Here is an 18,826-nt window from a genome sequence, read left to right as displayed (position 1 = left end):
GATCATCCACGGCCATGACTTTCAAGCCGTTGACCTTGGCCTTGGCGACAATGGCCGGGCCGAGGGACACGTCCGGCGGGCAGATCACAAAGCCCTTGGCGCCGTTGGCGGCCAGGCTGTCGATGGCTGAGAGGGTCTTCTCGCCGTCGGGCACGGCGATCTTGATCACAGTGAAACCATGTTCCTTGCCGGCCTTTTCGGCGAAGGCCCATTCGGTCTGGAACCAGGGTTCTTCGGCTTGTTTGACCAGGAAGCCGATTTTTACTGCTTCAGCGGCCAGCGACAGCCCACTCAAGCTGATGGCCGAGACCGCCACAGCGGCGCAGCACAAGGAACGGATAGCACGACGACGATTCATACGGTTGACTCCTTATTGTTGTTTTCTTTTTTTTGTAGGAGCGAGCTTGCTCGCGAAAAGCCAGAGAGCGCCGCGTGCATTCAGGATGCACGCGTCATCGTTAACGTTTTTCGCGAGCAAGCTCGCTCCTACAGGGGTAAAGCGGTGAAGCGGTATAGCGTTCAGCCAGCAAAGCGGTGACACGGTTTGCCGGGCACATCGACCTCCATGGCCAACACCGCACCGTCCAAGGGGTGATCCAAGGGGCTGGCGGCGCTGGTGATGTACAGGGTGGTGAGGTCGGGCCCGCCGAACACGCAACTGGTGGGGCGGCTGACGGGCAGTTCGACGATGCGATCGACTTCACCGTCCGGCGTCAGGCGCAGCAGGCAACTGCCGTTCCAGCGCGCGTTCCAGATGTAGCCCTGACTGTCCATCGCCGACCCGTCCGGCCCGCCGCGCCCATGCGGGCCGAACCAGGGCTGGGCGGGGTCGAGTTGGCCGTTCGCTTGGATCGCATGCCGATACAGCGTGCCGTCGAGGCTGTCGCCGAAATGCACCTGGCGGCCGTCGTCGCTCCACAGCAAGGTGTTGGGAATACCCAGGCCGTGCAGCAACGGCGTGACCCGCGCATCGGCATCCACACGAAACAGCCCGCCGGAACGTCGCGTAACGGGCAGGTCTTCGCCGTGCTCGCCGATGTTGTTCTGCATGGTGCCCAGCCACAGGCGGCCCTGGGCGTCGCAGCGCGCTTCATTGCCACGGTTGCCCGCGTGCGGGTCGGCCACGCAGAACAGGCTCAACGCGGCGCTCGCCAGGTCCAATCGGTAGACGCCGCTGCTCAAGGTCACCAGCGCATCGCCGCGTTCACACGGGATAAACGCGGACACATGCTCCGGCAACCGCCAGGCCTGCAACTGCCCGTCCAGCAGGCGCAGCGCCTGTTTGCCAGCGATGTCGACCCAATACAGGGCCTGGGTGGGCACGTCCCAGAACGGGCCCTCCCCCAGTTGCGCACGGTGTGCGCTGACGGCGTGAAACGACATGTTGCCTCCTGGATTGTTATTGTTCTCAGGTGCGCGTTACAGCGAGTCGCGTGACGGTGTGCCATCCACCAGGCGTTGGATACGCAACGGGTTGGCGTTTTTCAACGCGTCGGGCAGCAGGCTGTCCGGGTAGTTCTGGAAACACACCGGGCGCAGGAAGCGGTCGATGGCCAGGCTGCCGACCGAGGTGCCACGCGCATCCGACGTCGCCGGGTACGGCCCGCCATGCACCATCGCATCGCAGACTTCCACGCCGGTCGGGTAACCATTGAGCAGGATACGCCCGACTTTCTGCTCCAGCAGCGGCGTGAGTTCGGCGAACTGTTGCAGGTCGGCCGGCTCGCCGATGATCGTCGCCGTGAGCTGGCCGTGCAGGCCATGCAAGGCGGCGCTGAGCTGGGCCTGGTCGGCGACTTCGACGAACACCGTGGTGGGGCCGAACACTTCCTCTTGCAGCACTTCATCGCCGTCGATCAGCAGGCTGACATCGGCCTTGAACAACTGCGGCCGTGCCTGATGCCCGGCTTGAGCCTGACCGGCCAGGTGTTGGATGCCGGGGTGCGCCAGCAGTTTTTGCAGGCCCTTGTCATAGCTGCTCAAGGTGCCGGCATTGAGCATGGTCTGCGCCGGCTGATCGCCGATCAGTTGCGCCACCTGCTGGGTGAACGCGCTGAAGGCCGGCGACGCGAGGCCGATCACCAGACCGGGGTTGGTACAGAACTGGCCGCAGCCTTGCACCACCGAGGCAGTCAGCTCGCGTGCCACGGTTTCGGCCCGCGCCTGCAGGGCCTGGGGCAACACGATGACCGGGTTGATGCTCGACATCTCGGCGAATACCGGGATCGGCTGCGGACGCGCCGCCGCCATGTCGCACAGGGCGCGCCCGCCCTTGAGCGAGCCGGTAAAGCCGACCGCCTGGATCGCCGGGTGCTTGACCAGCGCTTCACCGACGCCGCCACCAAAGATCATGTTGAACACGCCCGCCGGCATCTCGGTGGTCTCGGCCGCGCGAATGATCGCATCGGCGACGCGCTCGGCCGTGGCCATATGCCCACTGTGGGCCTTGAACACCACCGGGCAGCCGGCCGCCAGCGCGGCGGCGGTATCCCCGCCCGCCGTGGAAAACGCCAGGGGGAAGTTGCTCGCGCCAAACACCGCAACCGGGCCCAGACCGATGCGGTATTGGCGCAGGTCCGGGCGTGGCAGCGGCTGGCGATCCGGCAGTGCCTTGTCGATGCGCGCGCCGTAGAAATCGCCGCGACGCAACACCGTGGCGAACAGCCGCATCTGCCCGCTGGTGCGGCCGCGCTCGCCTTTGATACGCGCAGCGGGCAGCGCGGTTTCCCGGCAGACCAGTTCGACGAAGGCATCGCCCAGCGCGTCCAGCTCATCGGCGATCGCGTCAAGGAACTGCGCGCGGCGCGACGCACTCAAGGCGCGGTACGCCGGGTAAGCCGCTGCCGCGGCCTTGGCGGCGGCGTCGACTTCCTGCGGGGTCGCCTGGTAGAAATCCTGGGGCAAGGCTTCGCCGGTCGCCGCATCGACGCTCTGCAGCTTGAGGCTGCCGTTGGCGCTGCGCTGGCCGCCGATGTAGTTGTGACCAAGGAACTGGGGCATGTGGCTCTCCTTTAAAGGGTGATGACGTCGCCGGGTTCGAAGACGGCGTCGGCACTGCCGACACGATTGACAAGCGGCGCGCCGAACTCGGCCTGGCTGATCTCGAACACATCGCCCGGTTGGGTACGTATACCGTCGGCGAATGACAGGGTGGCGGTGCCGAAGAAATGAATGTGTACATCGCCGGGTTTGAGGAACTGGCTGTACTTGAAGTGGTGGTACTCAAGGTTTTCCAGACTGTGGCACATATTGGCCTCGCCACTGAGGAACTCGTTCTGCCAGATCGCCTCGCCGTTGCGCAGGATGCGGCTGGTGCCCGCAAGATGCCGGGGCAACTCGCCCACGCGCAACTCCGGGCCGTAGCTGCAACTGCGCAGTTTGGAATGGGCCAGGTACAGGTAGTTCTTGCGTTCCATCACGTGGTCGGAGAACTCGTTGCCCACCGCGAAACCCAGGCGATAGGGCTTGCGGTCGTGGCCGATCACATACAGCCCGCCGATCTCCGGCTCTTCGCCGGCGTCTTCGGCAAAGGGCGGCACCGGGAACGCCGCGCCGGGGCGCACCACGATGCTGCCGTCGCCCTTGTAGAACCACTCCGGCTGCACGCCCGCCTGGCCGGCCGCCGGTTTGCCGCCTTCCACGCCCCACTTGAAGATACGCATGGTGTCGGTCAACGCGCTGTCGTCACCGGCCTGCTGGTGCATCTTGTCCCGCGCCGACGCGCTGCCCAGGTGGGTCAGGCCGGTGCCGCTGATCAGCATATGGGCCGGGTCCGGGTGGTCCAGCGGTGGCAGGATCTTCAGGTCGGCCAGCAGCTCGGCGTAATGATGACTGTCGCCCAGGCCGAGGCTCTGCACCTGCTGCACCAGGCCCACGCCGGCTTCGATCGCGGCCAGCGCCAACTCGCGCACACTGTGGGCGCTGAGCACTTCGCGCACCTGGCTGCCCTCCACCACGCCGACCCGGCGCTCGCCGTTGGACACCTCGAACTGAACTAAACGCATGAAACTTCTCCTCGATTAAGTACGTGTGGCGCCACGGGCACTGGCGGCAAATTGCTCGGCAGGCAGCACATGCTTGCGCTCCAGCACGCGGTAGACCACGCCGGTCAAGACCAGCCCGAACACCATCACCAGGGACAAAAAGTACAAGCCCGAAGCCAGGTTGCCGGTGTATTCCTTGAGCGCGCCGATCACGAACGGGCCGATATAGCCGCCGAGGTTGCCCACCGAGTTGATCAACGCAATGCCCGCTGCCGCACTGGCGCCGGCGAAAAACCGCCCCGGCAGGGTCCAGAACACCGCCGTGCAGGAAAACAGCGCGAACGCCGCCAGGCACAGCGCGGCCATTTGCAGCACCGGCACACTCAGCCAGGCACTGCAGAACAGGCCGATGGCACCCAGTACATAGAGCACCGCCAGGTGGCCATAGCGGTCGTTCAAACGGTCGGAACTGCGCGGGATGATCAACAGCCCGACGATGCCGAAGATATACGGCACCGCCGACACAAAGCCGGTAACCAGGTCCGTGCCGCCGAACTGCTTGATCAGGGTCGGCAACCACAGGCCCAGGCCGTAGATGCTCAGGGTCACCGGCAGGTAGAACAGCGCCAGCAGCAACACGCGCTTGTCCTTGAGGGCGTGCAGCGGGTTGCCGTGGCGGGTCTGGCCGTAGGCTTGCAGGTCCTTGGCCAGTTCGCCGGTGAGCCAGGTTTTTTCGTCCTCGCTCATCCAGTTGACCTGCTTGGGGCCGTCCGGCAGGTAGCGCAGCACCGGCCAGGTGAGCAGGAGCGCCGGGGTGCCGATGACGATGAACAGCCATTGCCAGCCGTGCAGGCCGAGGACGCCGTCCATGCCCAGCAGGCCGCCGGACACGGGGCCGGTGATCATCATCGCGATCGGCTGGGAGAGGATGAACAGCCCGAGGATCTTGCCGCGATGGCGCACCGGGAACCACTGGGTGATGTAGTACAGAACGCCAGGAAAGAACCCGGCCTCCGCCGCGCCGAGCAGAAAGCGCATCACATAGAAGCTGTGTGGCCCCTGCACGAACGCCATGCCGATGGTGATGGCGCCCCAGGTGAGCATGATGCGCGCGAACCAGCGCCGCGCGCCGAAGCGATCGAGCATCAGGTTGCTGGGGATCTCGAACAGGAAATAGCCAATGAAGAACAGACCCGCGCCCAAACCGTAGGCCGCATCACCGATGCCGACGTCGGCGCCCATGTGCAGCTTGGCGAAACCCACGGCGGAGCGGTCCACGTAGGCGATCAGGTACAGCAGGATGAGGAAGGGAATCAGTTTCAGCGTGATGCGCCGTATAAGCCGCAGTTCCTGGCTCATGGGGGTCGATCTCCGATTGTTGTTTTTATAGAAGCTCGGGGGACGCCTCTCGCGAAAATCCGCCAGGGCCATACCTCAGTTAAGCCAGACTATATAGTAGGACTATTTGCAAAACAACTCTTCCAAAGCTTCGATTTTGCGCTTATGTTTAAGCACGCATAGAACATATAGTCATACAATAAGAGAAACCATCATGCCTGATAAAAAGCCCGGCCTACGCTCCGCCCAGTGGTTCGGTACCGCCGACAAGAACGGCTTCATGTACCGCAGCTGGATGAAGAACCAGGGCATCGCCGACCATCAGTTCCATGGCAAACCGATCATCGGTATCTGCAATACCTGGTCGGAATTGACGCCGTGCAACGCGCATTTCCGCCAGATCGCCGAGCATGTCAAACGCGGCGTGATCGAGGCCGGCGGCTTCCCCGTGGAATTCCCGGTGTTCTCCAATGGCGAATCGAACCTGCGCCCTACCGCCATGCTCACGCGCAACCTGGCGAGCATGGACGTGGAAGAAGCGATTCGCGGCAACCCCATCGACGGCGTGGTGTTGCTGACCGGCTGCGACAAAACCACCCCGGCGCTGCTGATGGGCGCGGCCAGTTGCGACGTGCCGGCCATCGTGGTCACCGGCGGGCCGATGCTCAACGGCAAGCACAAGGGCCAGGACATCGGCTCGGGCACGGTGGTGTGGCAGCTCAGCGAACAGGTCAAGGCCGGCACCATCAGCCTGGATGACTTCCTCGCGGCCGAGGGCGGCATGTCGCGTTCGGCGGGCACCTGCAACACCATGGGCACCGCGTCGACCATGGCCTGCATGGCCGAGGCACTCGGCACCTCCCTGCCCCACAACGCGGCGATCCCGGCGGTGGATGCACGGCGTTATGTGCTGGCGCATATGTCCGGCATGCGTGCGGTGGAGATGGTGCGCGAAGACTTGAAGCTGTCGAAGATCCTCACCAAGGAAGCCTTCGAAAACGCGATCCGCGTGAACGCGGCCATCGGCGGTTCGACCAATGCGGTGATCCACCTCAAAGCCATCGCCGGGCGCATCGGCGTGGAACTGGACCTGGACGACTGGACGCGCATCGGGCGCGGCATGCCGACCATCGTCGACCTGCAACCGTCCGGGCGTTTCTTGATGGAAGAGTTCTACTACGCCGGTGGCCTGCCGGCAGTGCTGCGCCGGCTCGGTGAAGCCAACCTGATCCCGCACCCGAACGCCTTGACCGTCAACGGCAAGTCGCTGGGCGAGAACACCAAGGACTCGCCGATCTACGGCCAGGACGAAGTGATCCGCACCCTCGACAACCCGATCCGCGCCGACGGCGGCATCTGTGTGCTGCGCGGCAACCTGGCCCCGCTGGGCGCGGTGCTCAAGCCGTCGGCCGCCAGCGCGGAGCTGATGCAGCACCGTGGCAGGGCCGTGGTGTTCGAGGATTTCGACATGTACAAGGCGCGCATCAACGATCCGGAACTGGAGGTGGACGCCCACTCGATCCTGGTCATGAAAAACTGTGGACCCAAGGGTTATCCGGGCATGGCCGAAGTCGGCAACATGGGCCTGCCCGCCAAGCTGCTGGCCCAGGGCGTGACCGACATGGTGCGGATTTCCGATGCGCGCATGAGCGGCACGGCGTATGGCACGGTGGTCTTGCACGTCGCACCGGAAGCCGCTGCCGGCGGGCCGTTGGCTGCGGTGCGCGAAGGCGACTGGATCGAACTCGACTGCGCCAACGGGCGCTTGCACCTGGACATCCCCGACGCCGAGCTGGCGGCGCGCATGGCTGACCTGAAACCACCGCAGAAGCTGATCGTCGGCGGCTATCGCCAGCTGTACATCGACCATGTGCTGCAAGCGGACCAGGGCTGCGACTTCGATTTCCTGGTGGGTTGCCGCGGGGCCGAAGTCCCACGTCATTCCCACTAATTGGGATGCTATGATGCCGCCTATTTAGCCAGAGCATCCCTGTCGTTATGGATCACCAGCCGTCCAAGCCGCGCAAGAGCATGCATGCCCAGATCGTCCAGGACTTGGGCATGCACATCGTTTCCGGTCGCTTCAAGCCAGAAGAACGACTGCCCATGGAGGCCACGCTGTGTGAGGAGTACAAGGTCAGCCGCTCGGTATTGCGCGAGGCGACCCGGGTGCTCAGCGCCAAGGGCCTGGTGTATTCCAAGCCACGGGTAGGCGCGGTGGTGCGGCCGCGGGTGAAGTGGCACCTGCTCGACCCGGACGTACTGTCCTGGTTGATGCAGTCCACCCCCCATAGCGAGTTCTTCAACACCCTGGCTGGCGTGCGGCGCATCCTCGAACCGGAAATCGCCGCCATGGCCGCGACCACCGCGACCGCTGAAGACATCGCCACCATCGAAAAAGCCTACCTCGGCATGGAAACCGCGCAGACCCACGACGCGCTGCTACAGGCCGACCTGGACTTCCACCGTGCGATTGCCGACGCCACGCGCAACGACCTGCTGGCGTATATGTGCAACATGCTGTCGCTGCCGCTGCGCGAGTCGATCAACATCACCAACCGCCGCCCGGATATCCAGGGCCTGAGCCTGCCCCGGCACAAGGCGATCCTCACCGCGATCCAGAACCGCGACGCCCTCGGCGCCCGGCATGCCTCGCTGGTGCAACTGGACGACACGCGGGTGGCGCTGGATACGGTGATGAATGTGCTGACGCCGTTATAAGCCCCACCCTCGTTCGACAACCGTGAAGATCCAAATGTGGGGCTCAACGGCACCCGCAAGACGGGGCGCAAGAACACTTTCTGTCAGCCCTGGAGATCAAATGTGGGAGATGTCGAGCTTTAGCGAGGCTTCGATGGCGGCGGGCCTGCTGGCATCGGTGTGACATCTCCCACAGGTCGGGCTGAGCGGCCGCCTCAGCGATAGCGTTCCAACCAATGGGCATACGGCGCAGGCAAGGTCCAGGAGGCGTTCTCTACCCCCAGTTCCTTGGCGGCAAAGTACGCCCAATGCGGATCAGCCAGATGCGCGCGCCCCACCGAGACCAAATCCACCTGCCCGGCCTGCAACGCACCTTCCGCCAATTGCGGCGTGCCAAACCCCCAGGCCGAAGTGACCGGGATACCGGCTTCGCGACGCACGCGCTCAGCGATCGGCCCCAGGAACGCCGGGCCCCACGGGATCTGGGTGTCAGCAATGGTGAAGCCGACGCTGACGCTCAGCAGGTCGAGGCCACCGGCCTTGAAGCGACGGGCCAGTTCGATGGATTCGGTCAGCGTCTGCTCGTCACGGCCGTCGTATTCGATCACGCCGAAACGCGCGGTCAACGGCAGGTTTTCCGGCCAGACTTCGCGCACGGCGGCCAGGGTTTCCAGGAGGAAACGGCTGCGATTGTCGAAGCTGCCGCCGTAGGCGTCGGTGCGCTGGTTGGAATGTTCGGAGAAAAAGCTCTGGCCCAGGTAGCCGTGGGCGAAGTGCAGTTCGATCCATTCAAAACCGGCGTCGCGGGCACGGCGGGCGGCGTCGACGAAGTCCTGGCGCACGCGGGCGATGTCGTCCAGGGTCATGGCGCGCGGCACGTTAGGCAGGTTGGCGCCGAACGCAATGGCCGAAGGCGCAATGGTCTCCCAGCTGCGCGCATCGGAAGCGGGGATATGGTCGTCGCCTTCCCATGGGCGGTTGGCACTGGCCTTGCGGCCGGCGTGGGCGATCTGAATGCCTGGCACCGCGCCAGCAGCCTTGATGGTCTTGACCATCGGCACGAACGCCTGGGCGTGGGCATCGCTCCAGATACCTGCACAACCGGGAGTGATACGGCCTTCAGGAGACACCGCGGTGGCTTCGACCACCAGCAAACCGGCGCCGCCACGGGCCATGCTGGCCAGGTGAACGTGGTGCCAGTCGTTGACGATGCCATCGTTGGCCATGTACTGGCACATCGGCGGGATCGCGATGCGATTGCGCAAGGTCACGTCTTTGAGTTTGTAGGGTTCAAACAAGGCAGCCATCAGGCACCTCCAGGAGCGAGTGATTGATTCGATAGTTCGATGGTATTCGAACTATGGTATTCAACACCAGCCCTGTTATCATTTGTTTTATGCGAGCCTTCAAACACCCCGCCCTGCAAGACCTGACACTCGAACGCGTGCTCTACGCCTTGAGCGACCCGGTGCGCCTGGAAATCATCCGCTACCTGGCCGACGTGCCCGAGGCCACCTGCGGCGAACTGGACGGCGGACGGCCGAAATCCAGCATGTCCCACCACTTCCGCGTGCTGCGCGATGCCGGGCTGGTCCACACCCGCAGCGTCGGCACCACGCATCTGAATTCGTTGCGCGCGGATGTGCTTGAGGCGCGTTTTCCCGGGTTGCTGGCGAGTGTTCTGGCTCAGCGGTAAACGATAGGATCAGGACAGCGATCCGAGCGTATTACGTCACTGCTCTATTTTTGCGGACGGGGGCGTATCGATCAGTTGTGCTCGATCAGTTGTGCTCGATAGGTTTTGTAGATCTGTTGAACCTCAGGATCGTCCAGTTTTTCGTAAGTTATCCCTTCTTTATCCAGGCCATCCAATCCCTTGATGCCACCTATCATCCCCGGCCATTCATCACGGTGGGCAATATCGACGACAAAGGGTTTCAAGTAATTATTCAGATGCCCCTTGAACGGTGCCCTGAGCTCTTCGCTAAGTGCCCGAAGATAATCGTCCTTGTTCGTTTTCGACCACTCAATGGCGAACTTGGCGCGATAACAAAGCTCCATGAAAACAAGCAGAATCGTGCGCCCATTACCATCAAGAAAAGGGTGCGCAAATGCTAGTTGCCCCATCACATCGCCAGGACGCTCTCTGAAGCGCTTCTTGTTCGACGCCAGTTCAAGCGCATAGTCAATGGAGCGCTTGATCGAGCCAGGATGTTCAAAGACAGTATGCCAAGGATCGTCGTGGGAACCCTTGAATACGGCAAGATGCGGCACCAGATCATTTCGATCTTTACCCGCCCAGTGATAGAAATCAGAAAACAAGATTTCGTGTACTTTGAGGACCGACTTGTAATCAATCGGTTTTTTCTTGGCCAAATAACCCAGTGCATCTTCCATGCTCAACTCAAAGGACAGATGCTCAGACTCCTTGACCTCCATAGGATCTTTAAGCTGTAACGCGTTTTGAAGATATCCAGCGGTATCAAAATCTCCGAAAGGATCAAAACTCATGCGCTGAGTTTCTTCTTGGCGCGGCGCTTCTCCTGAAGATAACTGCCTTGAAGTGCAAGGGTTTCCGACTTGCTCAAAATACCCTTGCGCTTAAGGTTGACCAATAACTGTTCCACACCATCCAATTCGACCGCATCACCAGCCAGTCCGGTGATGGCAACCGCCATTCGGCTGATGCTGTCACGTTCAGCGGTGACATGATGCGCTTTAGCCAGCCTGCGCACTTTGCTGGCAATACTGACATCGGTTGTACTCGTCATTTGGAATCCCTCTGTTAGCTTTTCGAGCATAGCATGGTGGTGGTCCTTGCTCTCTACCCAGCTCGACGGGCGCAATCATTGATTTGATCCGGTGTACCGCCCTCCTTCACCGAACCTTTCACGGCAAACCAACGTCCGAGCTTAGGCACTGTTGCTTACCGCTCGCCGCGAGGTCTCCGTTTGAAAGCCGCCATCGTCAAAAAATACCGCCTGATCATCAAAACCATGGGTTATGTCGGTTGGGCCCTGTTCTGGCTGTTGCTGTGGGACGTCGCCGTCACCGTGGACTTCATGCTGTTTCTCACCACCAAGATCAACCTGCCGCTGATGCCCCTGACCTTGCTCGGCTCAGCGCTGGTGGTGCTGATCAGTTTTCGTAACAGCAGCGCCTACAACCGCTGGTGGGAAGCGCGCACCTTATGGGGCGCGATGGTCAACAATTCGCGCAGTTTCGCACGGCAGGTGCTGACGCTATTGGATGACCTCGGCAACGACGTGAACCCGGTAAAGGCCACCCTGTTGCGCCGCCATGTGGCCTATGTGAACTGCCTGGCCGCCCATCTCAAGGGCCGGCCGTGCCCGGACGAGGTGCGGGCATTTATCCCGGCCGAGGAATTTGCGCGCAACGGCGCCACCAACAATTTCGCCAATGACATCCTCACCGGCTCGGCGGCGCTGTTGGCCAGGGAATACAAGGCCGGGCACCTGGACAGCATCCGCCTGGCGCGGCTGGAGTCGACGCTGGTGGATTTGTCCAACGCCCAGGGCGGCATGGAACGCATCGCCAATACCCCGCTGCCCTACCCTTACGTGTACTTCCCGCGCCTGTTCATTTCGTTGTTCTGCCTGATCGTGCCGGTGGGCCTGGTCGAATCCCTGGGCTGGTTCACCCCGCTGGCCTCCACGGTGGTGGGCTTCATGCTGCTGGCCATCGAGCGCATCGGCACCGACCTGCAAAGCCCGTTTCACTCCAGCGAACATCAGATCCAGATGGAAACCATCTGCGAAACCATCGAGAACAACCTGCAGTCGATGCAGCGCGATGCGCTGGGCGGCAACCGTATCGGCTGAACGCCTCCACGGCCTCAAGTGCGTGCCCCGACGGTCGATATAAGGGGTACGCATGGGCGCACCCCTCATAACAATACATGCGACGCTACTGTTTTCCCCTTGCCAAAACTATAAATACCCGCGGGAGAAGTCATGAATATCAAGCAAAAGCTGACCTGGGCGTTTGCGGCCATCGCGTGCGTGCCGGTTATCCTGGTGGCGGTGCTGGTGGTGCTGAACCTGCGCGAGGCGGCTGTGGCCAATTTCCTCGACAGCAGCGGCCGCGAGATCCGCCAGATCGATAACGGCATGAAGCAGTTCTTCGACGGCATCAGCCAGAACGTCGAGTACGTGGCCAAAGACCCTCGCGTTGTCGCGGCCAAGGAGCTGAAGAACTACGCCGGTGCCGACGCCGCACAAATCCCGCTGACGCCAACGAATAAAGAGCTGCTGGCGATATTCGAGCAGTTCGCCAAAAGCCATCCAAGCACCGCCTACCTGTCCCTGGGCCTGAGCGACGGCGGTTATGCGAGCTGGCCTGACGACACCAAACTGAACAACTACGACCCGCGTGTACGCCCCTGGTACAAAGCCGCCGTGGCCGCTCCGGGCACCACCGTGCGGACCGGGGCCTATTACTGGGCGCCGGACGATGTGGTGCTGATCGGCACGGTCCACACCGTGGTCGACGCCAGCGGCACCCTGCTCGGCGTGGTCGGCCTGGACGTCTCGCTCAAGCAGCTCACCGAACTGGTGCGCAACATCAAGCTGGGCGACAGCGGCTACCTGATGCTGGTGGAAGCCAACGGCAACGTGCTGGTGGACCCCAGCGACGCCAAGCACAACTTCAAGCCGATGGCCGAACTCGGCGCCAACTACGCCGAACTGGCCAAGCGCGGCGACGGCGTGACCCGAGTGGATATTGATGGTGTGGCTTACATGGCCAACGTGGTCAGCTCCAAAGACCTGGGCTGGCGCTTTATCGGCTTGATCAAGCGCGACGAAGTGATGGCCGACGCCACCCGCCTGACCTGGCTGATCGCAGCCATCGCAGCGGTACTCGCCGTGGTCTTCGCGATTGTCGGCGCGAGCTTCGCCAGCATGATCGTGCGCCCGATTCGCGGGGTCGCCGACGGTCTGCAAGAAATCGCCGAAGGTGAAGGCGACCTCACCCGCCAACTCAAGGTGCAAGGCAAGGACGAAACCGCTAGCCTGGCCGGCTGGTTCAACCAGTTCCTGGGCATGATCGCCCAGTTGGTACAGCGCATCGGCAGCGCATCCTCCGACCTGCAAAGCGCCGCCGCCGACACCCGCGAAGTGGCCAACAACCTGAACCAGGCCGCCGGTCGCCAACGTGAAGCCGTGGAGCTGGTGAGTACCGCATTCAACGAAATGGTGGCCACCGCCAACGAAGTCGCCCGCTCCTGCAGCGCCGCCGCGTCCAGCGCCGACGCAGGCTACCGCGATGTACACGACGGCCAGCAGCATATCGGCGAAGCCACCGGCAGCGTGCTCAAACTGAGCGAAGACCTGCAAAAGTCGACCCAGACCATGCAGCAGTTGGAGCAGGACAGCAAAAACATCAACACCATCCTCGACACGATCCGCTCGATTGCCGAGCAGACCAACCTGCTGGCGCTCAACGCGGCGATTGAAGCCGCGCGCGCCGGTGACCAGGGCCGCGGCTTCGCGGTGGTCGCCGACGAAGTGCGCGCCCTGGCCCGCCGCACCGCCGACTCCACCGGCGAGATCGACAGCCTGCTCGGCAACCTCGCGCGCCGCACCCAGGAAGTCACCCTGCAGATGCAAGGCAGCCTGCAGGTGTCGCAAACCAGTGTGGAACGCATCCAGCAGGCCCGCGACAGCTTCGACAAGATCCAAGGCTCGGTGGACTCGATCCGCGACCAGAACACCCAGATCGCCACCGCCGCCGAGGAACAGCACCAGGTCGCCGAACAGATCAACCAGCACATCGCGCAAATCCACGCCGATGCCCAACTGGTGGAAGACTTTGCCCACTCGGCGCAGACCGGCTCTGGCCGTTTGACGGATATCTCCGGGCAGCTCAAAGGCCTGGTAGGCCGCTTCAAGTTCTAACCCCCGCCAATGCAAGGCGGTGAGCCACTCACCGCCTCTGCTGCTTACCCCACGCCAGCCTCTACCTTGAGCCCGACCGCGCAACCGGTCGCCTTGAGGTGCATCAACACGCCAATACCTCCCGCCGACCTCGGCGTCACTGTCCGCATCCGCGGATAAGGCTGGCGTGCAACCGCCGATCATTCGAACGTGCTGACGTCTATTGCGATTCTCGTATTATGGTATACCATCATACGCAGACCTCTCACATCAGACGGAGCAGCCCATGAGTTTCGAAATCCGCAAGATCGTCAGCTACGTAGAAGAAACCTTTATCGAAGGCGGTAAAGCCGCGGACACTCCCGTGACCATGGTCGGCCTGGCCGTGGTGCTGAAAAACCCTTGGCTGGGTCGCGGTTTCGTCGAAGACCTCAAGCCTGAGATCCGTGCCAATTGCTCCGACCTCGGCGCGCTGATGGTCGAGCGCCTGGTGGGCATCATCGGCGGCGCGGAAAAAATCGAGGCCTACGGCAAGGCGGCAGTGGTCGGTGCCGACGGCGAGATCGAACATGCCAGCGCGATCATCCACACCCTGCGCTTCGGCAACCACTACCGTGAGGCGGTCAAGGCCAAGAGCTACCTGAGTTTTACCAACAAGCGCGGCGGCCCGGGCACGTCGATCCAGATCCCGATGATGCACAAGGACGACGAAGGCCTGCGTTCGCACTACATCACCCTGGAGATGCAGATCGAAGATGCGCCGCGTGCCGACGAAATCGTCGTGGTCCTGGGTTGCGCCGATGGCGGCCGCCTGCATCCGCGCATCGGCAACCGTTATATCGACCTGGAAGAGCTGGCGGCTGAAAAAGCCCAGTAAGCAAGACCGGCCACCCCAACAAAAAGCATGCAGGAGCGCTCCATGATTCGGCTCACCGCTGAACGCACCCCGGCTGGCACCAGTTATCTGGCGACCGGCCAAGGCCAGCCTGTGGTTTTGATCCACGGCGTGGGCCTGAATAAAGAAATGTGGGGCGGGCAAGTCGTTGGCCTGGCCACGAACTACCGCGTGATCACCTATGACATGCTCGGCCATGGCGCCAGCCCGCGCCCGGCCGCCGACACCCCGCTGCTCGGCTATGCCGATCAGTTGCTGGAACTGCTCGACCACCTGCAACTGCCCCAGGCCACGGTGATCGGGTTTTCCATGGGCGGCCTGGTCGCGCGGGCGTTTGCCTTGCATTACCCCGAGCGTCTGAAGGGCCTGGTGGTGCTCAACAGTGTGTTCAACCGCAGCCCTGAACAGCGTGCCGGGGTCATCGCACGTACCGCCCAGGCCGCCGAACACGGCCCCGACGCGAATGCCGAAGCCGCACTGTCGCGCTGGTTCAGCCGTGAATACCAGGCGGCCAACCCGGCGCAGATCGCCGCGCTGCGTGAAACCCTGGCGGGCAACGACCCCCAGGGTTACCTGACCACCTATGAACTGTTTGCGACCCAGGACATGTACCGTGCCGACGACCTCCCGGGGTTGCGCGCACCGACCCTGGTCGCCACCGGCGAACTCGACCCTGGCTCGACCCCGGAAATGGCCCGGCAACTGGCCGATCGCATTCCCGGCGCCAGCGTTGCGGTGCTGGCCGAGCAACGGCATATGATGCCGGTAGAATCGCCGCGCCTGGTCAACCAGTTGCTGCTGGGGTTCCTCGACACGGTGTACGCCCAAAACACTCCAATCAAGGGGATCGTTGCATGACACTCGCACGCTTCCAGATGTGCATCGGCGGTGAATGGGTCGATGCCCTCTCCGGCAAGACCTTCGACAGCCTCAACCCGGCCCTGGCCGAACCCTGGGCGCAATTGCCCGACGCCGACGAAGCCGACGTGGAGCGCGCCGTGCAGGCCGCGCAAAGTGCCTTCGACAGCCCGGCCTGGCGCGGCCTCACCGCCACCGCGCGGGGCAAACTGCTGCGCCGCCTGGGTGACCTGATCGCCGCGAACAAGGAACACCTGGCCCAGCTGGAAAGCCGCGACAACGGCAAGCTGATCCGCGAAACCCGTGGCCAGGTCAGCTACCTGCCGGAGTTTTTCCACTATACCGCCGGCCTGGCCGACAAGCTCGAAGGCGGCACCCTGCCGTTGGACAAGCCCGACCTGTTCGCCTACACCGTGCATGAAGCCATGGGCGTAGTCGCTGCGATCATTCCGTGGAACAGCCCGCTGTACCTGACCGCGATCAAACTCGCGCCGGCCCTGGCGGCGGGCAATACCATCGTGATCAAGCCGTCGGAACATGCCTCGGCGACCGTCCTGGAACTGGCGCGCCTGGCCCTCGAAGCCGGCATTCCAGCGGGCGTGGTCAACGTGGTCACAGGCTTTGGCCCCAGCACCGGCGCCGCCCTCACCCGCCACCCGCTGGTGCGCAAGATCGCCTTCACCGGCGGCGCGGCCACGGCAAGGCATGTGGTGCGCAGCAGCGCGGAGAACTTCGCCAAACTCTCCCTGGAACTGGGCGGCAAGTCGCCGAATATCATTTTTGCCGACGCCGACCTCGACAGCGCCATCAATGGTGCAATCGCCGGCATCTACGCGGCGTCCGGGCAGAGTTGCGTCTCCGGTTCGCGCCTGCTGGTGCAGGACGCTATCTACGACGAATTCGTCGAGCGCCTGGTAGCGCGCGCCCAACGCATCCGCATCGGCAACCCGCAAGACGACGCCAGCGAAATGGGCCCCATGGCCACCGCGCAGCAACTGGCCGTGGTCGAAGGCCTGGTGGCGGACGCCATCGCCGAAGGGGCACGCCTGCGCACCGGCGGCAAGCGCCCGCAGAACCTCGGCGAAGGCTGGTTCTATGAGCCGACGCTGTTCGAGTGCGACCGCAACTCGATGAAGATCATGCAAGAGGAAGTATTCGGGCCGGTGGCCTCGGTCATCCGTTTCAAGGACGAAGCCGAAGCACTGGCCATCGCCAACGACTCGCAGTTCGGCCTCGCTGCCGGTATCTGGACCCGCGACCTCGGGCGCGCCCACCGCCTGGCGCGCGATGTGCGCTCGGGGATCATCTGGGTCAACACCTACCGCGCGGTGTCGGCCATGGCGCCCATCGGCGGCTTCAAGAACAGCGGCTACGGACGCGAAAGCGGCATCGATTCGGTGCTGGCCTACACCGAGCTGAAGACGGTGTGGATCAACCTCTCCCAGGCGCCCATGCCTGATCCTTTTGTGATGCGTTAAGAGTCCACAACCATGATCGAACCCGGCATTTACAAAGACGTCATGAGCTCGTTCCCGTCCGGGGTCACGGTGGTCACCACCCTCGACCCGGACGGCGGCATCGTCGGCATCACCGCCAGCGCGTTCAGCGCGCTGTCGATCGACCCGGCCCTGGTGCTGTTCTGCCCCAACTATGCGTCGGACACCTACCCGATCCTGCGTGACAGCAAGCGCTTTGCGATCCACTTGCTGTCCGCCGACCAGACCGCCGAAGCCTATGCCTTCGCCAGCAAAGGCAAGGAAAAAGCCAAGGGCATCGAGTGGCACCTGAGCGAATTGGGCAACCCGCTGCTGGCCAAGGCCACGGCGATCATCGAGTGCGAGCTGTGGCGCGAGTATGACGGCGGCGATCACGCGATCATCGTCGGCGCCGTGAAGAACCTGATCCTGCCCGAGCAACCGGTCACGCCGATGATCTATCACAAAGGCAAGCTGGGCCCGCTGCCCACCCTGGCTTGAGGAGCTGTGTGCAATGAGCAACGAAAAGTATGAGCAGGGCCTGAAGATCCGCACCCAGGTGCTGGGCGAAGCCTATGTGCAGCGCTCGATCGAGAACGCCGACGACTTCACCCGCCCCTTGCAAGAGATGGTCACCGAATACTGCTGGGGCCATGTGTGGGGCCGGGAGGGTTTGTCGCTTAAAGAACGCAGCATGATAAACTTGGCAATGATTTCGGCCCTCAATCGGCCTCACGAGCTCAAGCTGCATGTGCGCGGCGCCTTGCGTAACGGCCTGAGTCGTGAACAAATACGCGAAATTCTGCTTCAGGTCGGCATCTATTGCGGGGTTCCCGCCGCCGTGGACAGCTTCCGGCTGGCCCGGGAAGCCTTCGCCGAAGCCGATGCCGAGGCCTCCCGTTAACCGCCCCATTCAGAGCAGCCCCCATGAAACGCCTGCCCCTCGACGACAGCTTCAAGGTCAATCACAACCCGGTCACCCTGCGCGAAATCGTGCTGGAGAAACTGCGCAGCGCCATCATGAACTTCCAGCTGCTGCCGGGTGATCGCCTGGTGGAACGCGACCTGTGCGACCGCCTCGGCGTCAGCCGTACCTCGGTGCGCGAAGCCTTGCGTCACCTGGAGTCCGAAGGCCTGGTGGAATTCGCCGATGCCAAGGGCCCCCAGGTGGCGATCATCACCCTGGCCGATGCCGTCGACATCTATGAACTGCGCTGCGTGCTCGAAGGTTTGATCGTGCAGTTGTTCACCCTGCGCGCCAAGGCCAAGGACATCAAGGCCCTGGAAAAAGCCCTGGAGGAAAACCGCAAGGCCCTCAAGGACGGCGAACTGCAACAGGTCATCGATTCGGTACAGGGGTTCTACGACGTGTTGCTCGAAGGCTCCGGCAACCACGTGGCCGCCACCCAGTTGCGTCAGTTGCAGGCGCGTATCAGCTACCTGCGTGCGACGTCGGTGTCCCAGGAAAACCGTCGCGGCACCAGCAATCAGGAAATGGAACGCATGGTCCAGGCGATCAAGAGCGGCGATCCACTCGCCGCCCACCAGGCCTGCGTCGATCACGTGCGCGCTGCGGCGGCCGTGGCCCTGGATTACCTCAAGCGCAAACAGGAAGAGACCGGCAAGATCCCCGAGATCACCCTGCCCATCGCCCTCAAAGAACCGCGTATAGGTCACTGA

The 18,826-nt window shown here is 63.0% G+C and carries 19 protein-coding genes and 1 pseudogene; 12 read left to right on the top strand and 8 right to left on the bottom strand.

Annotated elements, in window-relative coordinates; translation table 11 throughout:
* The 5 genes from TU80_RS29450 to TU80_RS29430 form a co-directional block, all read right to left on the bottom strand.
* Window positions 1–358: substrate-binding domain-containing protein (locus TU80_RS29450; RefSeq protein ID WP_143514229.1), on the bottom strand; the 358-nt coding region annotated here is incomplete at its 3' end.
* A 161-nt stretch (window positions 359–519) separates the two neighbouring features.
* Window positions 520–1,383 carry an SMP-30/gluconolactonase/LRE family protein gene (locus tag TU80_RS29445; RefSeq protein ID WP_046383883.1) on the bottom strand — a complete coding sequence of 288 codons (864 nt, stop codon included), beginning with the start codon at window positions 1,381–1,383 and terminating at the stop codon, window positions 520–522.
* A 36-nt stretch (window positions 1,384–1,419) separates the two neighbouring features.
* Window positions 1,420–3,000 (bottom strand): aldehyde dehydrogenase (NADP(+)), encoded by a 1,581-nt coding sequence (locus TU80_RS29440; RefSeq protein ID WP_057006023.1) that lies wholly within the window; start codon window positions 2,998–3,000, stop codon window positions 1,420–1,422.
* Between the two features lie 11 nt (window positions 3,001–3,011).
* On the bottom strand, window positions 3,012–4,004 hold the full coding sequence (gene araD1 / locus TU80_RS29435; protein ID WP_046383885.1) for an AraD1 family protein: 993 nt from the start codon (window positions 4,002–4,004) through the stop codon (window positions 3,012–3,014).
* A gap of 15 nt (window positions 4,005–4,019) precedes the next feature.
* The gene (locus tag TU80_RS29430) at window positions 4,020–5,342 is read right to left on the bottom strand and encodes an MFS transporter (protein ID WP_017847889.1); all 1,323 of its coding nucleotides are present in this window, start codon (window positions 5,340–5,342) and stop codon (window positions 4,020–4,022) included.
* A 193-nt stretch (window positions 5,343–5,535) separates the two neighbouring features.
* Between TU80_RS29430 and TU80_RS29425 the strand changes: the two genes are divergently transcribed.
* Window positions 5,536–7,272, top strand: a complete 1,737-nt coding sequence (locus tag TU80_RS29425; protein WP_017847890.1) for an IlvD/Edd family dehydratase — start codon at window positions 5,536–5,538, stop codon at window positions 7,270–7,272.
* A gap of 47 nt (window positions 7,273–7,319) precedes the next feature.
* Window positions 7,320–8,042: a FadR/GntR family transcriptional regulator gene (locus TU80_RS29420; RefSeq protein ID WP_017847891.1), complete on the top strand. Its 723-nt coding sequence runs from the start codon at window positions 7,320–7,322 to the stop codon at window positions 8,040–8,042.
* A gap of 194 nt (window positions 8,043–8,236) precedes the next feature.
* Here the strand turns inward: TU80_RS29420 and TU80_RS29415 are convergent, their stop codons facing one another.
* Window positions 8,237–9,328, bottom strand: a complete 1,092-nt coding sequence (locus tag TU80_RS29415; RefSeq protein ID WP_057006022.1) for an NADH:flavin oxidoreductase/NADH oxidase — start codon at window positions 9,326–9,328, stop codon at window positions 8,237–8,239.
* Window positions 9,329–9,417: 89 nt separating this feature from the next.
* Between TU80_RS29415 and TU80_RS29410 the strand changes: the two genes are divergently transcribed.
* Window positions 9,418–9,717, top strand: a complete 300-nt coding sequence (locus tag TU80_RS29410; protein WP_032804674.1) for an ArsR/SmtB family transcription factor — start codon at window positions 9,418–9,420, stop codon at window positions 9,715–9,717.
* A 71-nt stretch (window positions 9,718–9,788) separates the two neighbouring features.
* Here TU80_RS29410 and TU80_RS29405 read toward each other — a convergent pair whose 3' ends face one another.
* Window positions 9,789–10,532 (bottom strand): Fic/DOC family protein, encoded by a 744-nt coding sequence (locus TU80_RS29405; RefSeq protein WP_057006021.1) that lies wholly within the window; start codon window positions 10,530–10,532, stop codon window positions 9,789–9,791.
* Complete coding sequence (locus TU80_RS29400) at window positions 10,529–10,792, bottom strand: hypothetical protein (protein ID WP_017847895.1); 264 nt, start codon at window positions 10,790–10,792, stop codon at window positions 10,529–10,531. Before TU80_RS29400 ends, TU80_RS29405 begins: the two co-directional genes overlap by 4 nt.
* 180 nt (window positions 10,793–10,972) lie before the next feature.
* Here TU80_RS29400 and TU80_RS29395 point away from each other — a divergent pair, with 180 nt between their 5' ends.
* The 9 genes and pseudogenes from TU80_RS29395 to TU80_RS29360 all read left to right on the top strand — a co-directional run bounded on the left by TU80_RS29395 (window position 10,973) and on the right by TU80_RS29360 (window position 18,826).
* The gene (locus TU80_RS29395; RefSeq protein WP_017847896.1) at window positions 10,973–11,863 is read left to right on the top strand and encodes a bestrophin family protein; all 891 of its coding nucleotides are present in this window, start codon (window positions 10,973–10,975) and stop codon (window positions 11,861–11,863) included.
* A 132-nt stretch (window positions 11,864–11,995) separates the two neighbouring features.
* Window positions 11,996–13,078: pseudogene (locus TU80_RS34110) on the top strand (HAMP domain-containing protein); the annotation flags it as partial.
* A gap of 6 nt (window positions 13,079–13,084) precedes the next feature.
* Window positions 13,085–13,939: a methyl-accepting chemotaxis protein gene (locus TU80_RS34105; RefSeq protein WP_370737513.1), complete on the top strand. Its 855-nt coding sequence runs from the start codon at window positions 13,085–13,087 to the stop codon at window positions 13,937–13,939.
* Between the two features lie 265 nt (window positions 13,940–14,204).
* Complete coding sequence (locus tag TU80_RS29385) at window positions 14,205–14,795, top strand: amino acid synthesis family protein (protein WP_046383889.1); 591 nt, start codon at window positions 14,205–14,207, stop codon at window positions 14,793–14,795.
* A 42-nt stretch (window positions 14,796–14,837) separates the two neighbouring features.
* Window positions 14,838–15,671, top strand: a complete 834-nt coding sequence (locus TU80_RS29380) for an alpha/beta fold hydrolase (protein WP_046383890.1) — start codon at window positions 14,838–14,840, stop codon at window positions 15,669–15,671.
* A complete protein-coding gene (locus TU80_RS29375) occupies window positions 15,668–17,149 on the top strand; it encodes an aldehyde dehydrogenase (protein WP_046383891.1) in 1,482 nt (493 codons plus the stop codon). The genes TU80_RS29380 and TU80_RS29375 overlap by 4 nt, the downstream gene beginning before the upstream one ends.
* A 12-nt stretch (window positions 17,150–17,161) precedes the next feature.
* Window positions 17,162–17,647 (top strand): flavin reductase family protein, encoded by a 486-nt coding sequence (locus TU80_RS29370; protein WP_010567340.1) that lies wholly within the window; start codon window positions 17,162–17,164, stop codon window positions 17,645–17,647.
* Window positions 17,648–17,660: 13 nt separating this feature from the next.
* Complete coding sequence (locus TU80_RS29365) at window positions 17,661–18,050, top strand: carboxymuconolactone decarboxylase family protein (RefSeq protein WP_046383892.1); 390 nt, start codon at window positions 17,661–17,663, stop codon at window positions 18,048–18,050.
* Between the two features lie 23 nt (window positions 18,051–18,073).
* Complete coding sequence (locus tag TU80_RS29360; RefSeq protein WP_010567342.1) at window positions 18,074–18,826, top strand: GntR family transcriptional regulator; 753 nt, start codon at window positions 18,074–18,076, stop codon at window positions 18,824–18,826.

The sequence above is a fragment of the Pseudomonas veronii genome (assembly GCF_001439695.1).
Taxonomy (GTDB): domain Bacteria; phylum Pseudomonadota; class Gammaproteobacteria; order Pseudomonadales; family Pseudomonadaceae; genus Aquipseudomonas; species Aquipseudomonas veronii.
Note: the sequence above shows the minus strand (reverse complement) of the source record. Positions and strands in the feature narration are given on the sequence as shown.

Coding starts and splice junctions, on each gene's coding strand:
- TU80_RS29445 (WP_046383883.1), bottom strand. CDS start 1,383: ATGTCGTTTCACGCCGTCAGCGCACACCGTGCGCAACTGGGGGAGGGC.
- TU80_RS29440 (WP_057006023.1), bottom strand. CDS start 3,000: ATGCCCCAGTTCCTTGGTCACAACTACATCGGCGGCCAGCGCAGCGCC.
- araD1 (WP_046383885.1), bottom strand. CDS start 4,004: ATGCGTTTAGTTCAGTTCGAGGTGTCCAACGGCGAGCGCCGGGTCGGC.
- TU80_RS29430 (WP_017847889.1), bottom strand. CDS start 5,342: ATGAGCCAGGAACTGCGGCTTATACGGCGCATCACGCTGAAACTGATT.
- TU80_RS29425 (WP_017847890.1), top strand. CDS start 5,536: ATGCCTGATAAAAAGCCCGGCCTACGCTCCGCCCAGTGGTTCGGTACC.
- TU80_RS29420 (WP_017847891.1), top strand. CDS start 7,320: ATGGATCACCAGCCGTCCAAGCCGCGCAAGAGCATGCATGCCCAGATC.
- TU80_RS29415 (WP_057006022.1), bottom strand. CDS start 9,328: ATGGCTGCCTTGTTTGAACCCTACAAACTCAAAGACGTGACCTTGCGC.
- TU80_RS29410 (WP_032804674.1), top strand. CDS start 9,418: ATGCGAGCCTTCAAACACCCCGCCCTGCAAGACCTGACACTCGAACGC.
- TU80_RS29405 (WP_057006021.1), bottom strand. CDS start 10,532: ATGAGTTTTGATCCTTTCGGAGATTTTGATACCGCTGGATATCTTCAA.
- TU80_RS29400 (WP_017847895.1), bottom strand. CDS start 10,792: ATGACGAGTACAACCGATGTCAGTATTGCCAGCAAAGTGCGCAGGCTG.
- TU80_RS34105 (WP_370737513.1), top strand. CDS start 13,085: ATGATCGCCCAGTTGGTACAGCGCATCGGCAGCGCATCCTCCGACCTG.
- TU80_RS29385 (WP_046383889.1), top strand. CDS start 14,205: ATGAGTTTCGAAATCCGCAAGATCGTCAGCTACGTAGAAGAAACCTTT.
- TU80_RS29380 (WP_046383890.1), top strand. CDS start 14,838: ATGATTCGGCTCACCGCTGAACGCACCCCGGCTGGCACCAGTTATCTG.
- TU80_RS29375 (WP_046383891.1), top strand. CDS start 15,668: ATGACACTCGCACGCTTCCAGATGTGCATCGGCGGTGAATGGGTCGAT.
- TU80_RS29370 (WP_010567340.1), top strand. CDS start 17,162: ATGATCGAACCCGGCATTTACAAAGACGTCATGAGCTCGTTCCCGTCC.
- TU80_RS29365 (WP_046383892.1), top strand. CDS start 17,661: ATGAGCAACGAAAAGTATGAGCAGGGCCTGAAGATCCGCACCCAGGTG.
- TU80_RS29360 (WP_010567342.1), top strand. CDS start 18,074: ATGAAACGCCTGCCCCTCGACGACAGCTTCAAGGTCAATCACAACCCG.